Origin of the sequence: Anaerobacillus sp., assembly GCF_046314235.1 — a bacterium.
Lineage (GTDB): Bacteria > Bacillota > Bacilli > Bacillales > Anaerobacillaceae > Anaerobacillus.
The window spans coordinates 201,896-221,469 of the sequence record NZ_JBKBWN010000004.1 but is presented as its reverse complement, the minus strand read 5'-3'; the positions used below and the strand labels follow the sequence as shown (position 1 = coordinate 221,469).

Annotated in this window: 19 protein-coding genes; 4 read left to right on the top strand and 15 right to left on the bottom strand. The window is 36.2% G+C overall.

What is annotated here, in order from left to right:
* Positions 1-47: 47 nt before the first annotated feature.
* Positions 48-1,439, bottom strand: a complete 1,392-nt coding sequence (gene pepV / locus ACK4M9_RS07125; RefSeq protein WP_409848913.1) for a dipeptidase PepV — start codon at positions 1,437-1,439, stop codon at positions 48-50.
* Positions 1,440-1,781: 342 nt separating this feature from the next.
* Between pepV and ACK4M9_RS07120 the strand changes: the two genes are divergently transcribed.
* The gene (locus ACK4M9_RS07120) at positions 1,782-2,000 is read left to right on the top strand and encodes a DeoR family transcriptional regulator (protein WP_409848912.1); all 219 of its coding nucleotides are present in this window, start codon (positions 1,782-1,784) and stop codon (positions 1,998-2,000) included.
* A 182-nt stretch (positions 2,001-2,182) separates the two neighbouring features.
* Here the strand turns inward: ACK4M9_RS07120 and ACK4M9_RS07115 are convergent, their stop codons facing one another.
* The 4 genes from ACK4M9_RS07115 to ftsW all read right to left on the bottom strand — a co-directional run bounded on the left by ACK4M9_RS07115 (position 2,183) and on the right by ftsW (position 7,824).
* Positions 2,183-2,899 carry a pseudouridine synthase gene (locus tag ACK4M9_RS07115; RefSeq protein ID WP_409848911.1) on the bottom strand — a complete coding sequence of 239 codons (717 nt, stop codon included), beginning with the start codon at positions 2,897-2,899 and terminating at the stop codon, positions 2,183-2,185.
* A gap of 190 nt (positions 2,900-3,089) precedes the next feature.
* Positions 3,090-4,271, bottom strand: a complete 1,182-nt coding sequence (gene rodA, locus ACK4M9_RS07110; RefSeq protein ID WP_409848910.1) for a rod shape-determining protein RodA — start codon at positions 4,269-4,271, stop codon at positions 3,090-3,092.
* Positions 4,272-4,623: 352 nt separating this feature from the next.
* On the bottom strand, positions 4,624-6,417 hold the full coding sequence (locus ACK4M9_RS07105) for a PAS domain S-box protein (protein WP_409848909.1): 1,794 nt from the start codon (positions 6,415-6,417) through the stop codon (positions 4,624-4,626).
* A 264-nt stretch (positions 6,418-6,681) separates the two neighbouring features.
* Positions 6,682-7,824 carry a putative lipid II flippase FtsW gene (ftsW, locus tag ACK4M9_RS07100; RefSeq protein WP_409848908.1) on the bottom strand — a complete coding sequence of 381 codons (1,143 nt, stop codon included), beginning with the start codon at positions 7,822-7,824 and terminating at the stop codon, positions 6,682-6,684.
* A 196-nt stretch (positions 7,825-8,020) separates the two neighbouring features.
* Between ftsW and ACK4M9_RS07095 the strand changes: the two genes are divergently transcribed.
* Positions 8,021-8,266 (top strand): hypothetical protein, encoded by a 246-nt coding sequence (locus tag ACK4M9_RS07095; protein ID WP_409848907.1) that lies wholly within the window; start codon positions 8,021-8,023, stop codon positions 8,264-8,266.
* A 52-nt stretch (positions 8,267-8,318) separates the two neighbouring features.
* Here the strand turns inward: ACK4M9_RS07095 and ACK4M9_RS07090 are convergent, their stop codons facing one another.
* Positions 8,319-9,956, bottom strand: coding sequence for a putative polysaccharide biosynthesis protein (locus tag ACK4M9_RS07090; protein WP_409848906.1), 1,638 nt, complete (start codon positions 9,954-9,956; stop codon positions 8,319-8,321).
* A gap of 246 nt (positions 9,957-10,202) precedes the next feature.
* On the opposite strand from ACK4M9_RS07090, the gene ACK4M9_RS07085 reads away from it, so the two are divergent.
* Complete coding sequence (locus ACK4M9_RS07085; RefSeq protein WP_409848905.1) at positions 10,203-11,288, top strand: HD-GYP domain-containing protein; 1,086 nt, start codon at positions 10,203-10,205, stop codon at positions 11,286-11,288.
* 97 nt (positions 11,289-11,385) lie between these two features.
* The gene (locus ACK4M9_RS07080) at positions 11,386-11,919 is read left to right on the top strand and encodes a hypothetical protein (protein ID WP_409848904.1); all 534 of its coding nucleotides are present in this window, start codon (positions 11,386-11,388) and stop codon (positions 11,917-11,919) included.
* A gap of 147 nt (positions 11,920-12,066) precedes the next feature.
* Here ACK4M9_RS07080 and ACK4M9_RS07075 read toward each other — a convergent pair whose 3' ends face one another.
* The 9 genes from ACK4M9_RS07075 to ACK4M9_RS07035 all read right to left on the bottom strand — a co-directional run bounded on the left by ACK4M9_RS07075 (position 12,067) and on the right by ACK4M9_RS07035 (position 19,568).
* Positions 12,067-12,513 (bottom strand): NanQ anomerase/TabA/YiaL family protein, encoded by a 447-nt coding sequence (locus ACK4M9_RS07075; protein ID WP_409848903.1) that lies wholly within the window; start codon positions 12,511-12,513, stop codon positions 12,067-12,069.
* 35 nt (positions 12,514-12,548) lie between these two features.
* A complete protein-coding gene (gene kduD / locus ACK4M9_RS07070; protein WP_409848902.1) occupies positions 12,549-13,325 on the bottom strand; it encodes a 2-dehydro-3-deoxy-D-gluconate 5-dehydrogenase KduD in 777 nt (258 codons plus the stop codon).
* Positions 13,326-13,343: 18 nt separating this feature from the next.
* Positions 13,344-13,997: a bifunctional 2-keto-4-hydroxyglutarate aldolase/2-keto-3-deoxy-6-phosphogluconate aldolase gene (locus tag ACK4M9_RS07065; RefSeq protein WP_409848901.1), complete on the bottom strand. Its 654-nt coding sequence runs from the start codon at positions 13,995-13,997 to the stop codon at positions 13,344-13,346.
* Positions 13,998-14,025: 28 nt separating this feature from the next.
* Positions 14,026-14,856, bottom strand: a complete 831-nt coding sequence (gene kduI / locus ACK4M9_RS07060) for a 5-dehydro-4-deoxy-D-glucuronate isomerase (RefSeq protein ID WP_409848900.1) — start codon at positions 14,854-14,856, stop codon at positions 14,026-14,028.
* 26 nt (positions 14,857-14,882) lie between these two features.
* Positions 14,883-15,638, bottom strand: a complete 756-nt coding sequence (gene kduD / locus ACK4M9_RS07055; protein ID WP_409848899.1) for a 2-dehydro-3-deoxy-D-gluconate 5-dehydrogenase KduD — start codon at positions 15,636-15,638, stop codon at positions 14,883-14,885.
* Positions 15,639-15,656: 18 nt separating this feature from the next.
* Positions 15,657-16,661 carry a zinc-dependent alcohol dehydrogenase gene (locus tag ACK4M9_RS07050; RefSeq protein WP_409848898.1) on the bottom strand — a complete coding sequence of 335 codons (1,005 nt, stop codon included), beginning with the start codon at positions 16,659-16,661 and terminating at the stop codon, positions 15,657-15,659.
* Positions 16,662-16,691: 30 nt separating this feature from the next.
* Positions 16,692-17,642, bottom strand: a complete 951-nt coding sequence (locus ACK4M9_RS07045; protein ID WP_409848897.1) for a sugar kinase — start codon at positions 17,640-17,642, stop codon at positions 16,692-16,694.
* Between the two features lie 101 nt (positions 17,643-17,743).
* Complete coding sequence (locus ACK4M9_RS07040) at positions 17,744-19,051, bottom strand: TRAP transporter large permease (protein WP_409848896.1); 1,308 nt, start codon at positions 19,049-19,051, stop codon at positions 17,744-17,746.
* A 34-nt stretch (positions 19,052-19,085) separates the two neighbouring features.
* A complete protein-coding gene (locus tag ACK4M9_RS07035) occupies positions 19,086-19,568 on the bottom strand; it encodes a TRAP transporter small permease (protein WP_409848895.1) in 483 nt (160 codons plus the stop codon).
* Between the last annotated feature and the right edge of the window lie 6 nt (positions 19,569-19,574).

Below are 19,574 nucleotides of genomic sequence, written 5' to 3'. Positions count from 1 at the left end.
GATTGTAAAGTTGCGATAGCTACTTTCAATCATTTTATTGCTTATCGTTATTTCGCTAACTCGTAGATTGCTTCTGCGTAGATCGCTGCAGCCTTCATTAAATCGTCAACTTCAATATATTCGTCCTTTTGGTGGGCTAATTCCGGACGCCCTGGAAATAATGCCCCAAATGCTACTCCAGCACTAAGACTTCTAGCGTATGTACCTCCACCAGTAGAGAGTAATGTTGCTTTTTCACCGGTTTGTCGTTCATAAACTCTCTGTAAAGTTTGAATTAATGGGTGATCTGCTTTTACATAGTGAGGCTTTGCATGTGTTTTAATATCAATAACAATTCCGAATTTATCAACAAATGCCTCTAATGACTTTAAGCCTTCTGCAAACGAATACGTTACTGGATAACGTAAATTAAGCCCAAGTTTTCCACCTTTATCACTAAATTCAATAATGCCAACATTAATCGTTAAAGGACCAGTTTGTTCATCCTCAAAATTTAAACCAAACGTTCTCCCTCTTGAATCCTCATAAAAATGTTCTTTAATAAAAGCTACAAATTTAGCTCCGTCACCTTGAAGTTGTAGCGTATTCAAAAATTGGGCCAGAAAAATTCCGGCATTCTTCCCCTTATTGGGCTCCATTCCGTGAGCTGAAACACCGATAAGTTTAAAGCTAATCTCTTGACCAACTACTTTGGTTTCCCCTTTCAAGCCGTTTTGTTCAAGATATAAGCTAAATTGACGAGTCACCTCTGTTGTATTATCAGTCTTAACAACTGCTGTCGCTAAGTCTGGCACCATATTAAATCTTCTCCCGGCCTGGAACGAGAGTAAGGAACCTTCTTCAACTCCGCTTGAAAAGACAAGTTCCATATCACAAATACCCTTCTCTGCATTAATAATTGGAAAATCAGCATCAGGTGCAAACCCCATCGTTGGCATCTCTTCTTTTTGAAAATAATGATCTACACACCGCCATTGACTTTCTTCATCTGCACCGATAATTAGCCGGACCCTTTTCGAGAGTGATAATCCTAATTCCTTAATAATTTTCATTCCATAAAAGGCAGCCATTGTCGGGCCTTTATCATCTATTGCACCACGGGCAAATATCTTTCCATCTCTAATTTCAGCACGATAAGGGTCGCTCGACCAACCATCGCCTTCAGGAACAACATCGATATGCCCTAAAATTCCAATTAAGTCTTCCCCTTCGCCAAATTCAATGTGACCCGCATAACCATCCACGTTTTTAGTAACAAAGCCAAACTCCTTGCCTTTATCGAGCATAAATTGAAGTGCTTCATTAATTCCTTCTCCAAAAGGAGCAACAACCGTCGAACCTTCTTCATCTAATACGCTTTTAATTTTTAGTAAGTGACAAGTATCAGAAACTAAATCCTCACTTCTTTTTTGAACTTCTTCATTCCAATTGATTGCCATAGTTATAGCCTCCTGTATTATGTAGTAATTTTATCATTTGGGGCCAGAAGACCCCCACTTCAGATTTCCAAGATAAATTTAAGTGGCGGGTAGTTCACTTTTTAACATGATTGTAATCTTTTAACACAAAATTAACACCCTATTTTACCGCTTTCCTTTGCTAAACAATTTAAATTATTGTACAATTGCGATAAAGGAGGGGTAAACAAAAAACGCGTATAATGCTCATGTATTCACCATAAAAATGAAGTAACCTTCATTTTGCAACTGCTGTCTAGTTGCATTAGAAATACACCGTATTTCTTTATGATTGAAGAAATGAAAATGATAAGGAGTGGTTTTTTGGAAACTTCAACTGATCGGATGTTAAACCGAATTAAGTCCGTCTACCTCTATATCAAAAAAAGGGGAACCGTCACGACGAATGAATTGGTTGAAGAATTTGGAATTACCCCGCGGACAATTCAACGAGATTTAAATGTCTTAGAGTATAACAAACTCGTCAAAAGTACTACTCGTGGCAAATGGACCACAACTAGCAAAAGAACGAAAGTTTCCTAATTCATTCTGGTAAATGAAAAAAGCTTATATAGCACCAATTGTGGTTGTCCCCTAAGTAACAGCTCACCTCGTTAGGCACGAATTTTGTATTGTTTTCTACTGTAACTTTACAAGTCGTAGCTAAGGTGACTGTTACTAGAGCTTGGGATAACCTCCTTTTATTTTATGAAGTACTTGTGTATCTATTGTTCGCGATTTACTAACAACTCAATTTCCTCATCAGTGAGCTCTCTGTACTCTCCTAATTCTAATGTGGGATCTAGTTTTAAAGGACCGATCGATAATCGTTTTAAGTATGTAACTTTTTTATCTACTGCGATAAACATTCGTTTTACTTGATGAAACTTCCCTTCTGTAATTGTCAGTTCAATTTCAGATATCTCCCCTGATTTTAAAATCACTAGATCTGCCGGCTTAGTTTCATAGCCATCATCAAGCGTGACTCCAATTTTAAATTTGGCGACGTCTTCTTCTGTAACTACACCTTGAATGCGTGCATAGTAAGTTTTCGGTACATGTTTTTTTGGTGATAGTAACTCATGGGCAAGCTTTCCGTTATTTGTTAGTAAAACAAACCCTTCTGTATCTTTATCTAGTCTGCCAACTGGGAAAGGCTCATAGCGTGCGTCCTCAAGCTGTAACAAATCGACCACTGTTTCATCTTTTGAGTCTTCCGTTGCCGAAATAACTCCTTGCGGCTTGTTCATCATTAAGTAAATAAATTCTTTGTACTCAATTACCTCGCCATTTACAATAACTGAATCTCTGTTTACATCAATATGTACCTTCGCATCTTTGACCGTTTCATCATTCAGACGAACCGTCCCAGTTTTTAAAAGCTTTTTAACCTCTTTTCTCGTACCAAAGCCCATATTCGCTAAAAATTTATCTATCCTCAATTTATTGCCTCCCTTTAAACATTTATCATAAATGAATATTCTATGAGTACTTCTTCTTCGGTTCCATAAACCAGTGCAATACTCTCTCGGCTAGTTTACCAAATCAGATGAGTAAATACATAATAACATCCCCTAAATTTGTAAAACAAAGAAAAGGCTGCAATCAATTGATTAACAACCTTTCTAATGTTTACACTAATTCCTCAGAACCAAACATATAATGTCTTGTTCGGATATTAACATTAAGAACAATCCCAATGGCAATCATGTTTGTTAAAAGCGCACTTCCCCCGTAGCTAATAAATGGAAGAGCTAAACCAGTGATCGGCATAAGTCCAATCGTCATACCAATATTTTGAAAGATTTGAAAGACAAGGAGACCGATAACTCCAGCAACTAAATAGCTTCCATAAATATTATTGCAACTGAAAGCAATGATAATCATTCGGTAAAAAAGAATGAAGTAAATGACGATTAAAACTGTCGCTCCTAGAAACCCAAATTCCTCGCCAATGACTGTGAAAATAAAATCGGTGTGGATTTCAGGTACAGCACCACTTTTTGATATTACTCCTTCTGTAAATCCTTTCCCGTAAAGTTTCCCTGAGCCAATTCCTTGTATCGCATTTAAAAGTTGATAACCCATACCAACGGGATCACTTTCGGGGTCTAACCAACCATAAATACGTTTTAATTGATGGATTCTTATTATATGTTCTGAGAAAAAATCAAAGTAATTGTTATGAAGCCAAACCAATGTCCCTAAAAAGGACACGACAAGTGCACCGAGGGCAGTAAAAATTTTCCACGATATGCCCGCCATTAGGAGCATCGTCGCCATAATACTTGCAATGACTAAAGCTGTTCCTAAATCAGGTTGGATAAGGATTAAGAAAAATGGCGGAAATCCGACAGCGACTACTTTTAATACGATCATACAATCTTCTTTTAGCGTTCGCTCACGATTTTCTTTTGTAATGATAAAGAGCAGGTGGGCGAGGGCAAGGACTAGAAAAATTTTGACAAACTCCGAAGGTTGAAAGTCATTTCCAGCAATACTAATCCACCGTTGTGAGCCATTTCGTTCAATCCCAAAGAAGTGAACCCATACTAAAAGAATAATTCCAATGACATAGAGAGGAATTGTAAAGTTTTTAAACATATCATAATCGATTAACATTGCTCCAACCATTACCAATGTCCCAATGATAAAGAAAACCACTTGTCGCTTAACAAAATATGATGGATCGAATTTATACTGACCTGCAAGTGCAGCACTATATATAGCAAGTAAAGAAATACACATTAATAAAAAAATCAAAAACAGTAATGTATAATCCAACTGTTGAATAAAATTTTTGCGTTCATTCACGGCACATATTTCCTCCTATATAAATTAAGAAAAGACTAAGCATACCGGTTAGCTAGCCATCTTTCCAATTCAAATATGTCTTCCTAACATTCGACTCCGGACTGTGAAAGTCCTTTCTAATGTTATCATAGCCACTTTATTAAAACAAAGGTATTTTTAACAAATATGGAGGAGAAAACGCTACCGCTAAGTAACATCTGTTTTTCGCTGTCAACTAAAATAAAACCGTTGGATTTCCTCACACTTCGCTGTAAATCTCTAACGAATTTTAGAGACTTGTTCAAGTAAATTCAGCGACATCTATTTTCTCACAAAAAGAGCTATCTCAAAATATAATGAGTAGCCCCTATCATTATTCAGGTTTAGTTATTTGCTTAGGTAAAACAATATCAACAGTTGTCCCTTTTCCTTCTTCACTTGTAAAGTTCAGTTTTCCTTGATGTCCTTCAATAATCTTGTAAGTAACTAGAAGACCTACGCCAGTTCCTTTTTCTTTTGTCGAGTAAAAAGGTTCTCCTAACTTAGGAAGTCGCTCACTTGAGATTCCACAACCTTCATCAGCAATTCGTATCATTATATATTCATCGTCTAACGCTTTTAGTGAGACATGAATTGAACTATTTTTACCACTCGCCTCAATTGCATTTTGAATGATATTAAGAAATACTTGTTTCATTTGATTGCCATTGCACTCAATTACAAGATTTTCTTCCTCAGTATTATTAACTATTTTTACCCCATGGATAAGAGCTTGGGCCTCAAGTAGATGAATGACATTATCTAGAATTACATTAATACTTGTTTTTTCCATCGCTGACGTTTCGTTCGGCTTTGCCAATGATAAAAATTCATAAATGATTGCCTCCGTTCGTTCCAGTTCAGATAAAATAATATCAATGTAAAAATCTTTAAATTCCTTCGTTGATTTTACTAATTGCATAAATCCTCTAATCGAGGTCATTGGATTTCTAATTTCATGGGCAACACCAGCGGCAAGTTGTCCAACCAACGATAACTTCTCGGTTTTCTTTAGCCATTCTTCCATTTTTTTCTGTTCAGTTATATCAAGAAAATAGATTGAAATAATATCCTCTATCGGATACATCCGTATCGCAAAGGTCGCCTCTAAGTTCTCACTGTACATTTCAAATTGCGCAGCTTTTTTTTCCTGTTTAACGACTTCATAGTAGCGTAAAAGTTCAGGTGTGATAAATTCAGGAAGGACTTCCTCACATACATAACCTAATAATTTATCTCTACTCGTTTTTAAAATTTCAACAGCTGCTCTATTCACAAATATAAAACGAGCCTCATTATCTATAGCAACAAAACCATCTGAAATACTTTCTAGTATATTATGTATTCTTCGATTAGACTCATAGAGTTTTTTTTCTATTTTTTTACGTTCTGTAATATCGCGGCACATTAGTAAGATTTCATTTCGATGACCATTACCTTTGTTTTTTATGCATTTTAAGTTAGACTCTGTCCATACATAGTGACCTTCTTTATGCTGGATACGGTAGGTAATTGAGACCGTAGAATCTATATCGCTTTCTACTACCGATTTAATTGCATGATGAAATGATTGTTTATCATCATCGTGAATTAAATCTAGTGCACTTAGGCCAGTTAATTCCGATTGTTCAAACCCAAGCTGAGTAGTAAAAGCTGGTGAAACATAAATATAGTTACTATTTTCATTTAGGACAATAATTCGATCAGAGGAATTTTCTGCTATGATCCGAAACTTTTTTTCTTTTTCTAGCAATGTAGCTTCTATTTCCTTTTTTTCCGTTATGTTTTGAATTTGTGCCATAATATACTCCGGCGATCCAAATTCATCATAGATTAAATTGACACTTAATAACCCCCACACAACTTGTCCGTTTTTGTGGATGTAGCGCTTTTCTATTTGAAAATGACAAATTCTACCCTCAAGTAAATCTGCTATTTTTTTTGAGTTAACTTCTATATCGTTAGGATGGGTAAATTTTTCATGCGTTTCATTAATAATTTCTTCTTTTTTATAACCTAGTAGATTACAAAAAGCATCGTTTACAAATAGGAGCCTTCCATCAATAGTAGTAATAGCCATTGCTATTATAGATTGTCGGAACATTGCGTTAAATAGATTCGAGTTCATATTACTCCCCCTGATTCAACTACTGCTTTTATAATTAGACATTTATCGTCAATATCCTTTTTAAAGTCATTAGAAATTTCTAATTTCTTATTTAGTTTCAATTTTAGTTACCCGTGCTCCACCATCTTCATTGAAAAGTCGTAATCTTCCCTTTTTGAAAAAAAGTCTGTATCGTAGATTACATTGTAATCTACGATACAGACTTTAATCTTAGGTAACTGGATGTCCTTTGATTAATTATTGATCCAATTTCTAATTTTTCCATTAACTAACTTTAGTAAGTTCAACTGAATTTTCTTCTGTTTTTTTCCTTGAGCTTCTGGCGATATTTGCTAAAATCCCTAAACTTATCGCTGTTATCATCAATGAGGAACCGCCGTAACTCATAAACGGAAGTGGAATACCTGTAATCGGAAGTACTCCTGACATTGCTCCTACATTCAAACAGATTTGTAAAGCAATTTGAAAGGAGATCCCAAAAGCTAATAGACTACCAAATGGTGTACTAGCCCTCGTCCCAATGACAATTCCCCGAAAGACAATTGTTCCTAAACAAAGAAAGACAAATAAGACTCCTAACATACCTAGCTCTTCGGCAACAATAGATAGTATAAAATCAGTATGCGCCTCAGGTAAATAAAACAGTTTCTGAACACTTTGGCCAAAGCCAGCCCCTGATACTCCGCCATGAGCCATTGCAATATAGGACTGAATTAATTGATAGCCTGTCCCTGTTTCATCTGCAAATGGGTCCATAAAGCCAGTTATTCGATTCATTCGATATACCTCAGACTTGGCATATGTCCAGACAACAAATCCTGAAATACTTGCTAAAGAGATCAAATGAAACATTTTTGCCCCTGAACAGAACACCATTAAGCCAGCAACCGCCAAAATTAAAGAAGCAGTTCCTAAATCGGGTTGCGCCATTATGAGAGCGAAAATACCAACGATGATGATTAATGGCGGTAAAACCCCTCTAACAAACTGATTAATATACGTTTGCTTTCTGGAGTAGACGTGAGCTAAATAAATGATCATCCATAGCTTCACGAATTCAGATGGTTGAAGATTCGTAAAACCAAGATTAATCCAACGTGTCGCACCTTTGACCTCATATCCCAAGGGGGTAAGCACTAACCCTAATGAGATAAATGAAACAAGGACAATCGGAAAAACTAACTTTTGATAAAGACGATATGGAAACATCATAAAAAAGATAAAAAAGACCGATGAAATGACGATCCATTGAAGCTGTTTTTTAAAGAAGTATAAATAATCACCATTATGGCGATCAAAGCCAATCACATAACTAGCACTATAAATCATAATCAAGCCAAATGAGGCTAGTAGAATTACAGCTGCTATTAATATCCAATCCGTCTCTTTTTTTGTTGAGCTTGCCATAATAACCTCCCGTCTTTGACTCTATCGATGTTTTAATTATAGCAGACTACTATTTCAAGAAAAAGGAATTTAGATAGAAAATTGAACACATCCTTTGCCTATTTATTCATACATTAGGCATCTCCCCACGCCCTTCCACCATCTTGGGCATAGACTGTTTAATGAGTGACAATCACCTAATTGAAGGAGCGATCTTATGTACGACTATAGACAATTCCCTGGTTCACAAACACAATTTTATCCTGGTTTTCCATTTTTTCCACCAACACCTGCTCCTGGTCCAGGACCAGGTCCCTCACCACTTCCGCGCGACATCGAACGTCGTATAGTTCAATTGGAAAGAATTACACAACGCCAAGGTGAGGAAATTGAACGACTCAATCGCCGTGTTCGTCGATTGGAACGGCAAATGGGCTTTGGAATCGGAGGACCACAGTATTAGCTAGTTTAGTAAAGAGTTGTAGTGTTTGTTATTCCTGATTAGGGGATTGCAATCATGACAACTCTTTACTTTTTTGTTTTTTCTTCAAAATTTTAAAACGCGCACCTAAAATTTGCCCTGCCAAATTCGTTCTTACACCTAAATATAAGTAGACAATTCCTCCTACCACTACTGATGTTAATAAAACAACGAGTGCATTGAGGCGATTTTCGATCGGTAAAGCGAGAGTTAGTAACTCTCTCATAAAAATAACGACAGCTGCCATAATCCCAGTAAAAATAGAAATTAGGAAGAAGCGTTTCAACATAAAACGATAATTGTAATTGCCGTACTTTCCAATCGCCCAAATATTGACTCCTAAAGACGTTAGATAGCCTAACCCTGTAGCATAGATTGCCCCTCTAGTTTCAAATTGGGACAATAAAATGACATTTAAACTAAGTTTTACAAGTAAACCAGCTACTAAACCAATAACAGCGATTCGTTGCCGATTAATCCCTTGTAAAATAGCCGACGTTACTGCAAATAACGAGAAGAAAATGGCAATTGGTGCATAGTACTGGAGAATTGCTGCGCCAATTTCGATGTTTCCAACTCCGAACAACCCCCCATATGCAGGATAGGCCAAGATCGACAAGCCAACAGCTGCAGGGAGCGTTAAATAAAGAATAATTTGATATGTTTGTGTGACTTGCCGCTGCAACATCGCATGATCTTTATTAATAAAAGACTTAGTGATCGTTGGCAACAGTGTTAACGACATCGCCGTTGCAATTGACACCGGTATTAAAATAAGCTTATGGGATGCTTGTACGAAGGCGCCAAAGGCTACTTGGGCCGCATCCTCATCAACACCTATTCCTATCAATGCTTTATTAAACGTCAACATGTCTATTGTCTGATATAACGGGATCGCAAGACCGATAAACGATAACGGTAATGCATACGAGACAAGCTCTCTATACATAGAGGAAAGTGGTAAGTTGTGATTAACTTTACTCTCCTGATACTGTTTATGAAAATATTTTTTTCGTTTGAACCAGTAGATGAGAAGAACCGTCATGCCACCTAGTGCTCCTACAAATGCCCCAAACGTAGCGAACGCTACAGCTACTCCAATCGAACCGTTCATCAATGTCACAATAACAAAGGTTAAAGAAAGGATAAAAATGATCCTGACAATTTGCTCAATTACTTGGGAAACAGCCGTTGGCCCCATTGATTGATATCCTTGAAAATAGCCCCTTATCAAAGACATGATCGGCACAATTAAGAGTGCGACACTGACCATCCTTATCGTTAAAATAACGTCCGTAATCGAATTTCCTTTTAAATCCTTGTCACCTACTACTATATTTGCAATCGGCCCTGCCAATGAAAATAAGATAAGGAACGCAACAATACCCGTGACGGACATCACGATTAGACCAGACTTAAACAACCGCCGGCCAGTTTCATAATCTCCAAGTGCATTGTATTTTGATACAAATTTAGAAACGGCTAAGGGAATTCCGAGTGTAGCGACACTAAGAAGAACAGTATATGGAATATAGCCGTATGAATAAAGAGCTAACCCTTTTTCGCCGACAATTGCTGTAAACGGAAATATGTAAATAAGACCTAGTATTTTTGATATAAAGATTGAAGCCGTTAATATCATCGTACCTCTTACTAACTTCGAGTCAGTCATAAAACACCTCTTTTTACATTTAAATGGTGAGTTGTTTCTATTGTTTTAAAATGGAAATAGTAATCGAAACTTCAATCACTGTCATTCATTTTATCAGTTTGCATCTTAACGTACAATGATGAGAAGATCATTTACATAAGAAAATTCAGTAGTTTTTCACTTTTTCCCGGAAAATTCTACTCATTCCTGAAGCTCGTACTATATAATAGAGATATTATTTATCTAGGAACTTAAGGGGAGCTCAAGATGCTTTATAGACCAATTACAGAAGTAGCCTCAGGGGATATTAACGGGAGAAATATTTATGGGGCAAGTAAAACAATATTAGTTAAAGAAGATATTATTTTAACAGTTGGAATGATATCCAAGCTGAAAAAGTTAGGAATTAGTGGGATATTTGTTAAAAATAAAAACCTTCCTAATGTCGAACTTGAAGAAAACGTCTCTCAAGAAACAAAAATTGAGACGCTAGCTTGTCTTTATTATGTCGTCGATACCATCAATAGCAATCAAGAAATCGACCTCATCCCAATTCGAATGAGTGTAGAAAAATTAATCCAAGAAATTGAACTTCACAAAGATATATTAGTTCAATTTATCGATATCCGTTCCAAAGAAAATGAAGTATTCATCCATACTCTACAAGTTTGTATCGTTGCAACTACCATCGCGACAAAATTAGGAATATCAAAAGAAGGTTTAAAGACAGTAACAACAACAGCACTTCTTCACGAAATGATTAAAAATGACAATAGTAAAAAACATTTACATGAACTAAACAAGATGAGCGCAGAGGTTTACGCTTTATTTAGAGAAATGAAGCAGAAAATTCAATTTTACTTAACAGACAAAGTTCCATTCCCACCGTACAAAAGACATACGAATAATGAAGTTCAACTATATGCTGAAATCCTAGCGATTGCCGATTGCATTGATAACTTATCATCGCAATTTTCTAAGTATCCTATTTTGGCTCCGTATGAAGCTATTGAATTTATGATGACTTTAGCTGGAAAAATTGTTCACATTGATGTAATGAATGCTTTCATCCGTACTTTTTCATTATTCCCGAATGGGCATTCTGTAAAGCTCGATAACGGAAAACAAGGTTTAGTCGTTAAGCAAAATCCTGCTCTACCAACAAGACCCGTTGTTGGCGTTTTTGAGGGCGATTTTGAAAAAGACGAGGCAATTACAATAGATGTAGAAGAGTTTGACCTATCAACAATGCCTACTGTCTTCATCACAGAAATGATTAGCCCTAATAGTATCGCTTTAGAAGAAGAAAAGGAAAGAATAGAGAAAGAAAAAGTTCTACAGAACATTGATTAGGCTTCTAATATCGCAGCTTTTTTGTTGCTAGATTTTTTACCGGAATTTATGTTACAGTAAATGGGTTCTATAAAAATGAAATGCGGAGTGATAGACGTTGAAAAAAATGATTTTCATCTTTACCTGTTTATTATGCAGTTTTTTAGTAGCCTGCAATGGATCTAATAAAGAAATAGCAGAACAAAAAAATGCCCTAATCACCTTTCAAAATGTAACAATTACTGAAATGGATGCCCTAAATGCCCAGGTTACACCTGAAGAGTCATTACAAGACGCGGCAAGGGATTTGCTATTTCAAGAAATAATGATAGTCGAAGCAGAAAAAGCTGGAATTACTTATGATGAATTTAGTCTTGATGGCCTAGTAAATCAAACTCACGCCATTTTTGAGTACGATCAAGAAGCGATTACTTTCATAACTGCTAAGAGCGAATTATATAACTTAACTCCTGAAGACTACATCGATACGATTTGGAAAGAGGGTCTCAAAAAGAAGTTAATCGCGAACAATTACTTAATGGAGCATATTGACTTCAATGAGAAAGAAACAGCTGAAATAGAAGCAGAAGTAGAAGAGATCCGCAATGAACTTTTAGCAAAATATAAAGACGAAATTGAGTACCATTTTTAAATAAACTATTAGACAAGCCAACGTAGCTGATACGTTGGCTTGTTTTTCTCAGTCGCATTATAATTAAAGTCCTAATTGATTTTAAAATTAAAATAAATAATGACCTTATTCGATTACTTCGAATAAGATCATTATTAGATATTCATTCTATACTTTTAGCTTTAAAACTATTTTTCTTACTTTACTTACATTGTTTAATGCAATTCCAGTCATATGTCCATCCTCAGGAAAACAAATCATTACGTCTTCAGGATTCATTGCAATCGTACTTTCAATCTCACCATCGAAGATTATTGCATCTTTTTCTGTGTTGTATGGTTCCATCATCACTAGCCGGTCAATATGTTCAATAGCAATTTTTTCCTTGCCTTCAATAATATAATGAAGGTCTAAATTGGTTTTGTGCGATTCCCAAAAACACTTTTCCTTTTCTTTCGTTTCATATTCTATAACTACAAAGAAAGAATTTTCATCAATTTCGTGTACTCCTAATGAGTCCTTACTAAAATCATGTTCCTTTAAAAAAGCTAACCCTGCTTGGATCTTTTCTTCAAGAACCATTTTTTCTAAATCTTGAATTTTGCCATAAATCATAGGATCCATCTCCTACTATAATTAATATTATTTTATTAACGTGCTAACCAGCCACCATCGATCGCTAAAATGTGACCATTCATGTAATCAGATGCTTGGCTTGATAAAAATACAACTACTCCTTGTAAATCTGATGGATCAGCCCATCTTCCAGCAGGAATTCGTGCAAGAATTTCTGCATTACGCTTTTCATCTGCACGAATCGGTTCAGTGTTTGCAGTTGCAACATAACCAGGAGCAATCGCATTAATTTGAACGTTATGATGGCCAAGTTCATTGGCAAATGCTTTTGTAATACCTGCCACAGCATGCTTACTTGCAGTATAAGGCGGAACGAACTTCCCTCCTTGGAATGATAGCATAGACGCAATATTAATGATTTTCCCACTCTTTTGTTCAACCATCACTTTGGCTACTTCTTGACTTAAGAAATAAACCGAGTTTAAGTTGATATCCATTACGGCATTCCAATCTTCTTCTTTGAATTCAAGAAGAGGAGCACGGCGAATTGTCCCTGCATTGTTAATTAAAATGTCAATTTTTCCATACACATCTAAGCATGCGTCTACTACACCTTTAATAGCTTTAGTATCTGTTAAGTCTGCTTGATGAAAATGAACTTTTCTTCCTGCTTCTTCAATTAATTCCCTTGTTTCTTCCCAATTTTGATCATAAGTTACGATAAATAAATCTGCTCCGGCTTTAGCTAATGCAACTGCATAGCCTTGACCAAGACCTGTGTTTCCTCCTGTAACGATCGCAACTTTATCTGTTAATGCAAAATAGTCTAATGAAAAATTTCCTAAGCTCATGTTAGCACCCCTATTATTTTATTTTTGGTTTCTTGCTTCTTGTACTTTATTTACATATTGCTTTGCAAGTTGAATAACCTTCTGATAATTCCCATCTTTTTTAGCTGCATTTACCAAATTACCTCCGACACCAACAGCAATACAACCACTTTGTAGCCATTCACCAATATTATCCAAACTCACTCCCCCAGTTGGCATAATATCTGCTTGTGGTAAAGGAGCTTTAACTGCCTTTACATAATCTGGACTTACAACACTTCCTGGAAATAGCTTTATTACATCTGCACCATAAGTGAGTGCTTCTTTCATTTCACCAATAGTTAAGCAGCCTGGCATATACGGAACACGATATAGATTACAAAGCTTTGCAACTGATCTATCAAAAGCTGGACTTACGATAAATTCAGACCCTGCTAGTATGGCTAATCTTGCAGTTGTCTCATCTAACACTGTTCCTGCACCAACCACTACGTCACTTTGTTCTTTGTATAGCTTTACAAGCTCTTTGATTGCTAAGTCTACATCAGGTGTGGTGTAAGTAACTTCTATCGTCTTTATACCACCCTCGATACAAGCATTTGAAATATCTATCGCTTCTGAAGCTGAATCTGCTCGAACTACGGCTACAATGCCCGTTTCAGCAATTTGTAATATTGTCTTCATTTTTTTCATGGTATGTTCCTTTCCTAAGTAAGAAAGTTTATTTTATTTGATCCATTGTTACTTGATCCATGTCTGTATACGTTTTGTTTTCTCCAGCCATTGCCCAAACAAATGTGTAGTTACTAGTTGCACAACCACAATGAATTGACCATGGCGGTGAAATAACTGCTTGTTCGTTTTTCATAACAAGATGTCTCGTATGTGTTGGTTCACCCATGAAATGAAACATTCTGGAGTTTTCATCTAGATCGATGTATAAGTATGCTTCCATTCTGCGATCATGAGTATGTGTAGGCATAGAATTCCAGACACTTCCACTATTTAATTGAGTCATGCCCATAACAACCTGACAGCTCTGAATACCATCGTTGTGTATCATACGGCGAATTACTCGATCATTAGCATTTTCTTGGGAACCAAGTTTATTACCTTCAATATCCTTAAATGATACCTGCTGAATAGGGTATTCCTTGTGAGCAGGAGCCGAAAAAATATAAAACTTTGCTAGCTCACTATTGCTCTCACTTGAAAAAAGTAATTCTTTTTTTCCAAGTCCTACATATAAACAATCCTTGTTCTCCATATTGAACTCTTCGCCATCAACCACTACTTTTCCATTGCCACCTACGTTAATAATTCCAACTTCTCTACGCTCTAAAAAATATTCAGCTTTAATTTGATCTGAACCTTCTAAAGCAATAGGAGCATCGATAGGTGTTATACCACCAATAATCGTGCGATCTTCCATTGAATAAACAAGCTTGATTTCTCCAGGAACGAATAATTCCTCTACTAAATAATGTTTTCTTAACTCATCCGTTCCCATTGTTTTCGTATGTTCTGGGTGTGTCGAATATCTCATTTCCATTTCATATCTCTCCTTTTAAAAATCTGTTATCTACCAAGCCAACCGCCATCGACTGCCATCGTAAAACCATTTACATAATCAGAGGCAGAAGATGCTAGAAAAATGGCTGCACCTTTCATATCTTCAGGTTTCCCCCAACGACCGGCTGGAATTCTTTCTAATATTTGTGTATTTCTTTTTTCATCAGCTATTATCGCTGTATTCATTTCTGTTGTCATATAGCCAGGTGCTATACAATTTACATTAATTCCATACTTAGCCCATTCATTCGATAGAGATTTTGTAAACTGCATAACAGCGCCCTTACTTGCAGCATAAGCTGGGACTGTAAGCCCACCTTGAAAAGAAAGTAATGATGCAATATTTATAATCTTTCCATATCCCTTTTCTAGCATAAGCTTTCCAACCTTTTGGCACATAAAAAACACTGCATTGGCATTTACATCCATTACAAAGTCCCAATCATCTTTAGGAAAGTCAACAGAAGGATGACGTTTCTGTACACCAGCGTTGTTTAATAAAATATCTATTTGACCCATCTTATTAACAATCTGATCAATCAAAGCATCATATTGATCAAAATCTAATAAATCAAAGCTGATACCTAGAGCTCTAACACCTTCATTTTCAATTTCTTTAACAACTTGAGGATCTACAGTTCTTCCAATGATAACTACATCAGCACCTGCATTTGCTAAGCCTAATGCCATATCCTTTCCGAGACCTCTCGTACCACCTGTTACAACTGCTACTTTTCCACTTAAGTCAAATAAATTAGTCATTATAGTCTCCTTCCAATTTTAGTCGAAGCAATACATGACCTTAATAGCATCAGAAGCATTTGTTAATAAATCAAAGCCATTTTGAGCTTCTTCTACTGAAAGTACATGAGTTATGATTTTTTCAAAAGCTGGCTCTGTTTCAAGCAGATCTTGAGCCAATTGAAAATCTTTTTGTGTATATACTCTAACGAAACTCATATTTAATTCCTTGAACATTCCTTGTAATAGGTTCACTTCTGGTGGTTTTTTGTAAGCTGCAACAATGATAATTTTCCCTCGAACCTTTACAGTTTCTGTTAACTGCGGAACTACTGAAGGGTGTCCAGCACAATCAATCACAAAATCTGCACCTACACCATGAGTATTTTTCAAAATCTTTTCTTTCACGTTATCCGTTAATGGATTAATTGTTTTAAAGCCTAGCTCCTCGATTTTCTTGATTCGTAATTGGTTTGGCTCAACAATCATAATATTAGTAGCTCCATAACATTTTAAGGTCATAGCCACACATAATCCAATCGTCCCCCCGCCAAAAACTACTACACTATCTCCAGGAATGTAAACACCTTGTCTTGCTGCATGAACCGCAACTGCAACAGGTTCCATTAATGCTGCTAGTTTAATAGATAAATCTGCAGATAAAGGGAGAATACGATCTATTGGGGCTAAGACATATTCTGCCATTGCCCCGTCACAATCAATGCCTACTAATTTCAATGTTTCACATACATGACTTTGACCCGTCACACATGGTGTACAAGTCCCACAAGTGAGCAGTGGATTTACCGTTACACGAGTTCCTTCCTGTAAGGTTGGATGACCAGCTGCAATATAACCTGAAAATTCATGACCCATTACTAGCGGAGCAGTAGCTCTTGGATGTGCTCCAGCAAAGATATTTAAATCAGTTCCACAAATACCTACATGAGACGTTTTAATTAGAGCCCATCCCTCTCTTATTTCAGGAATTTCTTTTTCTGAAACAGAAACAGTATTTGCCCCTTCATAAATAATTGCCTTCACCTTCGACACTTCCTTAATATAGAGATTTCTTTACACTTTTTGCGATAAAATAAATTGATCAATATATTCCTTCGTTGGTAAACCTTCATTATCACTAGGAGATAACAGTTGAATAGCTCCTATTGCATTACCTCTTGTTACAGCTTCTTCAATAGAAAGGCCTTCTACCAAGCCACTAATGACACCTACAGCAAAACCATCTCCGGCCCCTACTGTATCAATGACTTCGTCTACTTTAAAACCTTCAACAAACATTCCTGGTTGATCGATACCTTTAATATAAGCACCTTTATCGCCTAGTTTAATTACAACAAGCTTGGCATGATTAGAAAGATAAAAATCAGCTATTTCTTCAGGCTGATCTGATCCAGTTAATATTTTCCCTTCAGCTATTCCTGGCATAATAATGTCACATTTATACGCTAATTCATTAATTGTATTTTTCATTTCTTCCTGACTTTCCCAAAGATTAAATCTCAAATTTGGATCAAAGGTAATCATTTTCCCATTTTTCCTTGCTTCATCCGCAAAAAAGTGAGAGACAGCCTTTGTTTCAGGAGAAAGTGCTAAGAATATGCCACTAAGATGTACAAGATCAAAGCTATCAAGTTGAAAATTAGTAAAGTACTCCATACTAAGCTTTGATGCTGCACTGCCTTTTCGAAAGCTAGCTACATAAGGATCGCCTGTAAGAGTTCTTTCCTTCATCATTAATCCAGTAAAAAATTTATCGTTTTCATACACAAAGTCACTTTTAATGTTTTCCTTTTTAATAAATTTTTTAATGAATTTACCAATAGGATCATTACCGACCATCGTTACGTAATAAGCTTCATGATTAAGCCGGGCTAATCCAACGCAAACATTAAATTCAGCTCCCGCAATGTAACGTGTAAATTTATCTACATCCTCTAGGTTACCTATCTGATCTGCAACAAATAAACCCATTGCTTCACCTATCGTTATTATCTTTTTTTTCACGGTCATCTTCCTCATATTGTAAATATTTTGTAATACAAGGGTCCTTTTCAAGTTTTCACACTTATTAGGACCCTTAATTAGTATGAACTTAAAGTCTAGCTTTATTTAATTAAGTCTAAAAGTCTTGGAATTGTTAAAGATATTTCTGGAATAAACGTTATTATTAGTAACATAACAACAGCTACTGCAAAAAACGGTAATAGAGGCCTTATGACACTCTCAATTTTTAAGTTAGCTACCTTACAACCAACAAAGAGAACTGGTCCCACCGGTGGCGTAATTGTACCAATACATAAATTAAAGACCATCAGAATTCCAAAATGAACAGGATCAATTCCTAAACTCAGCGCTATTGGTAATAATATTGGTGTGAAGATTAATACCGCTGGTGTAGGATCCATAAAAGTTCCAATAATGAGTAGGATTAAGTTCATGATTAAAAGGATCATAATAGGGTTGCTTGTAAAATCTAACAACGCTTGTGCTAGCATCCCTGGAATATTTGTAAAGGCCATTACCCATGACATGATTGATGATACACCGATCATAAAAATAACAATCGCTGTAGTTCTAGCCGAATCTAATAATATTTTCGGCAAATCCCTCACTTTTATCGTTCGATAAATAAATGACAACAATAACGCGTATACAACTGCAATCGCTGAGCCTTCTGTAGCTGTAAAAACTCCACCAATAATCCCACCGATTACGATAACGATTAACATGAGGCTTGGTATGGCATCCAAAAATACGAGTAAAGCTTGCTTGAAACTTATACCTTTATCATTTTTATAACCATATTTTCTTGCTAAAAAGTAAGCTACGATCATACAACCTAGTCCCCATAGAAGGCCTGGAAGATATCCAGCCATAAAAAGAGCTGCAACAGAGGTACCACCGCTGACTAATGAGTAAACTATTAATGTATTACTCGGTGGAATAAGCATACCAGCAGGGGCAGAGCCAATGTTCACTGCAGCGCTAAATTCTCTTTTATAGCCTTCTTTTTCCTGAAGAGGTGACATTGTTCCACCAACTGCTGCTGCAGCCGCAACAGCAGATCCACTGATAGAACCAAAAAGCATATTTGCAACAATATTCGTATGCGCTAAAGATCCAGGTAACCTTCCACTTACAACCTTTGCACAATTCACTAGCCTTATGGCAATTCCTCCATTATTCATAATGACACCAGCCAAGATGAAAAATGGTATCGCTAGCAGTGAGAAGGAGTTTATCCCTGTAAACATTCGTTGTGATGATGTTAGCATTGCCTTATCTAAGTCCATCAAAGATAAAATGGCAACTGCTGAGCCTATACCGATACTAATACTAATTGGGGTTCCAATAAGGAGTAACACCCCAACGATAACTAACAAGATTAATGCAACCTGAACTGCTGCATCCATATGATCGACTCCCTTCTACCAAATAAGCACATCATTAATTTTGAACACTTTTTAGTTTACCAACATTTTCAAAGATGTTATTAACACAATAGAAGACAACAATTACTCCACTAGTTGGCAAAGCTGCATACAAGTAGCCTATTGGTATTTGAAGAGCAGCCGACAATTGGCCCATAGTCATAGAAGTTGCATCAAAGCCACCTTTTATTAACACTAGAGTAGCGAAAACAATGATAACTACTTCAATAAAAATCTCCACTACTGACTTTATTTTTTCAGGCAATTTATCCTTTAGAAATTCAATAGCCATATGACCACGTTCACCAAAGACAAAGGCTGAACCGAACAATACGAGCCAAACAAAACAATACTTTGCAAGTTCCTCGGAAATTACACTAGGGTTATTTAAAACAAACCTAGTAAAGACTTGCCAAGTAACAAGGAGAACTAAGAAGGCAAATAGCATAATGCAAAATGTTCCTAATACTTTATCTACATATTTTTTTATAACCGACATGGGTAT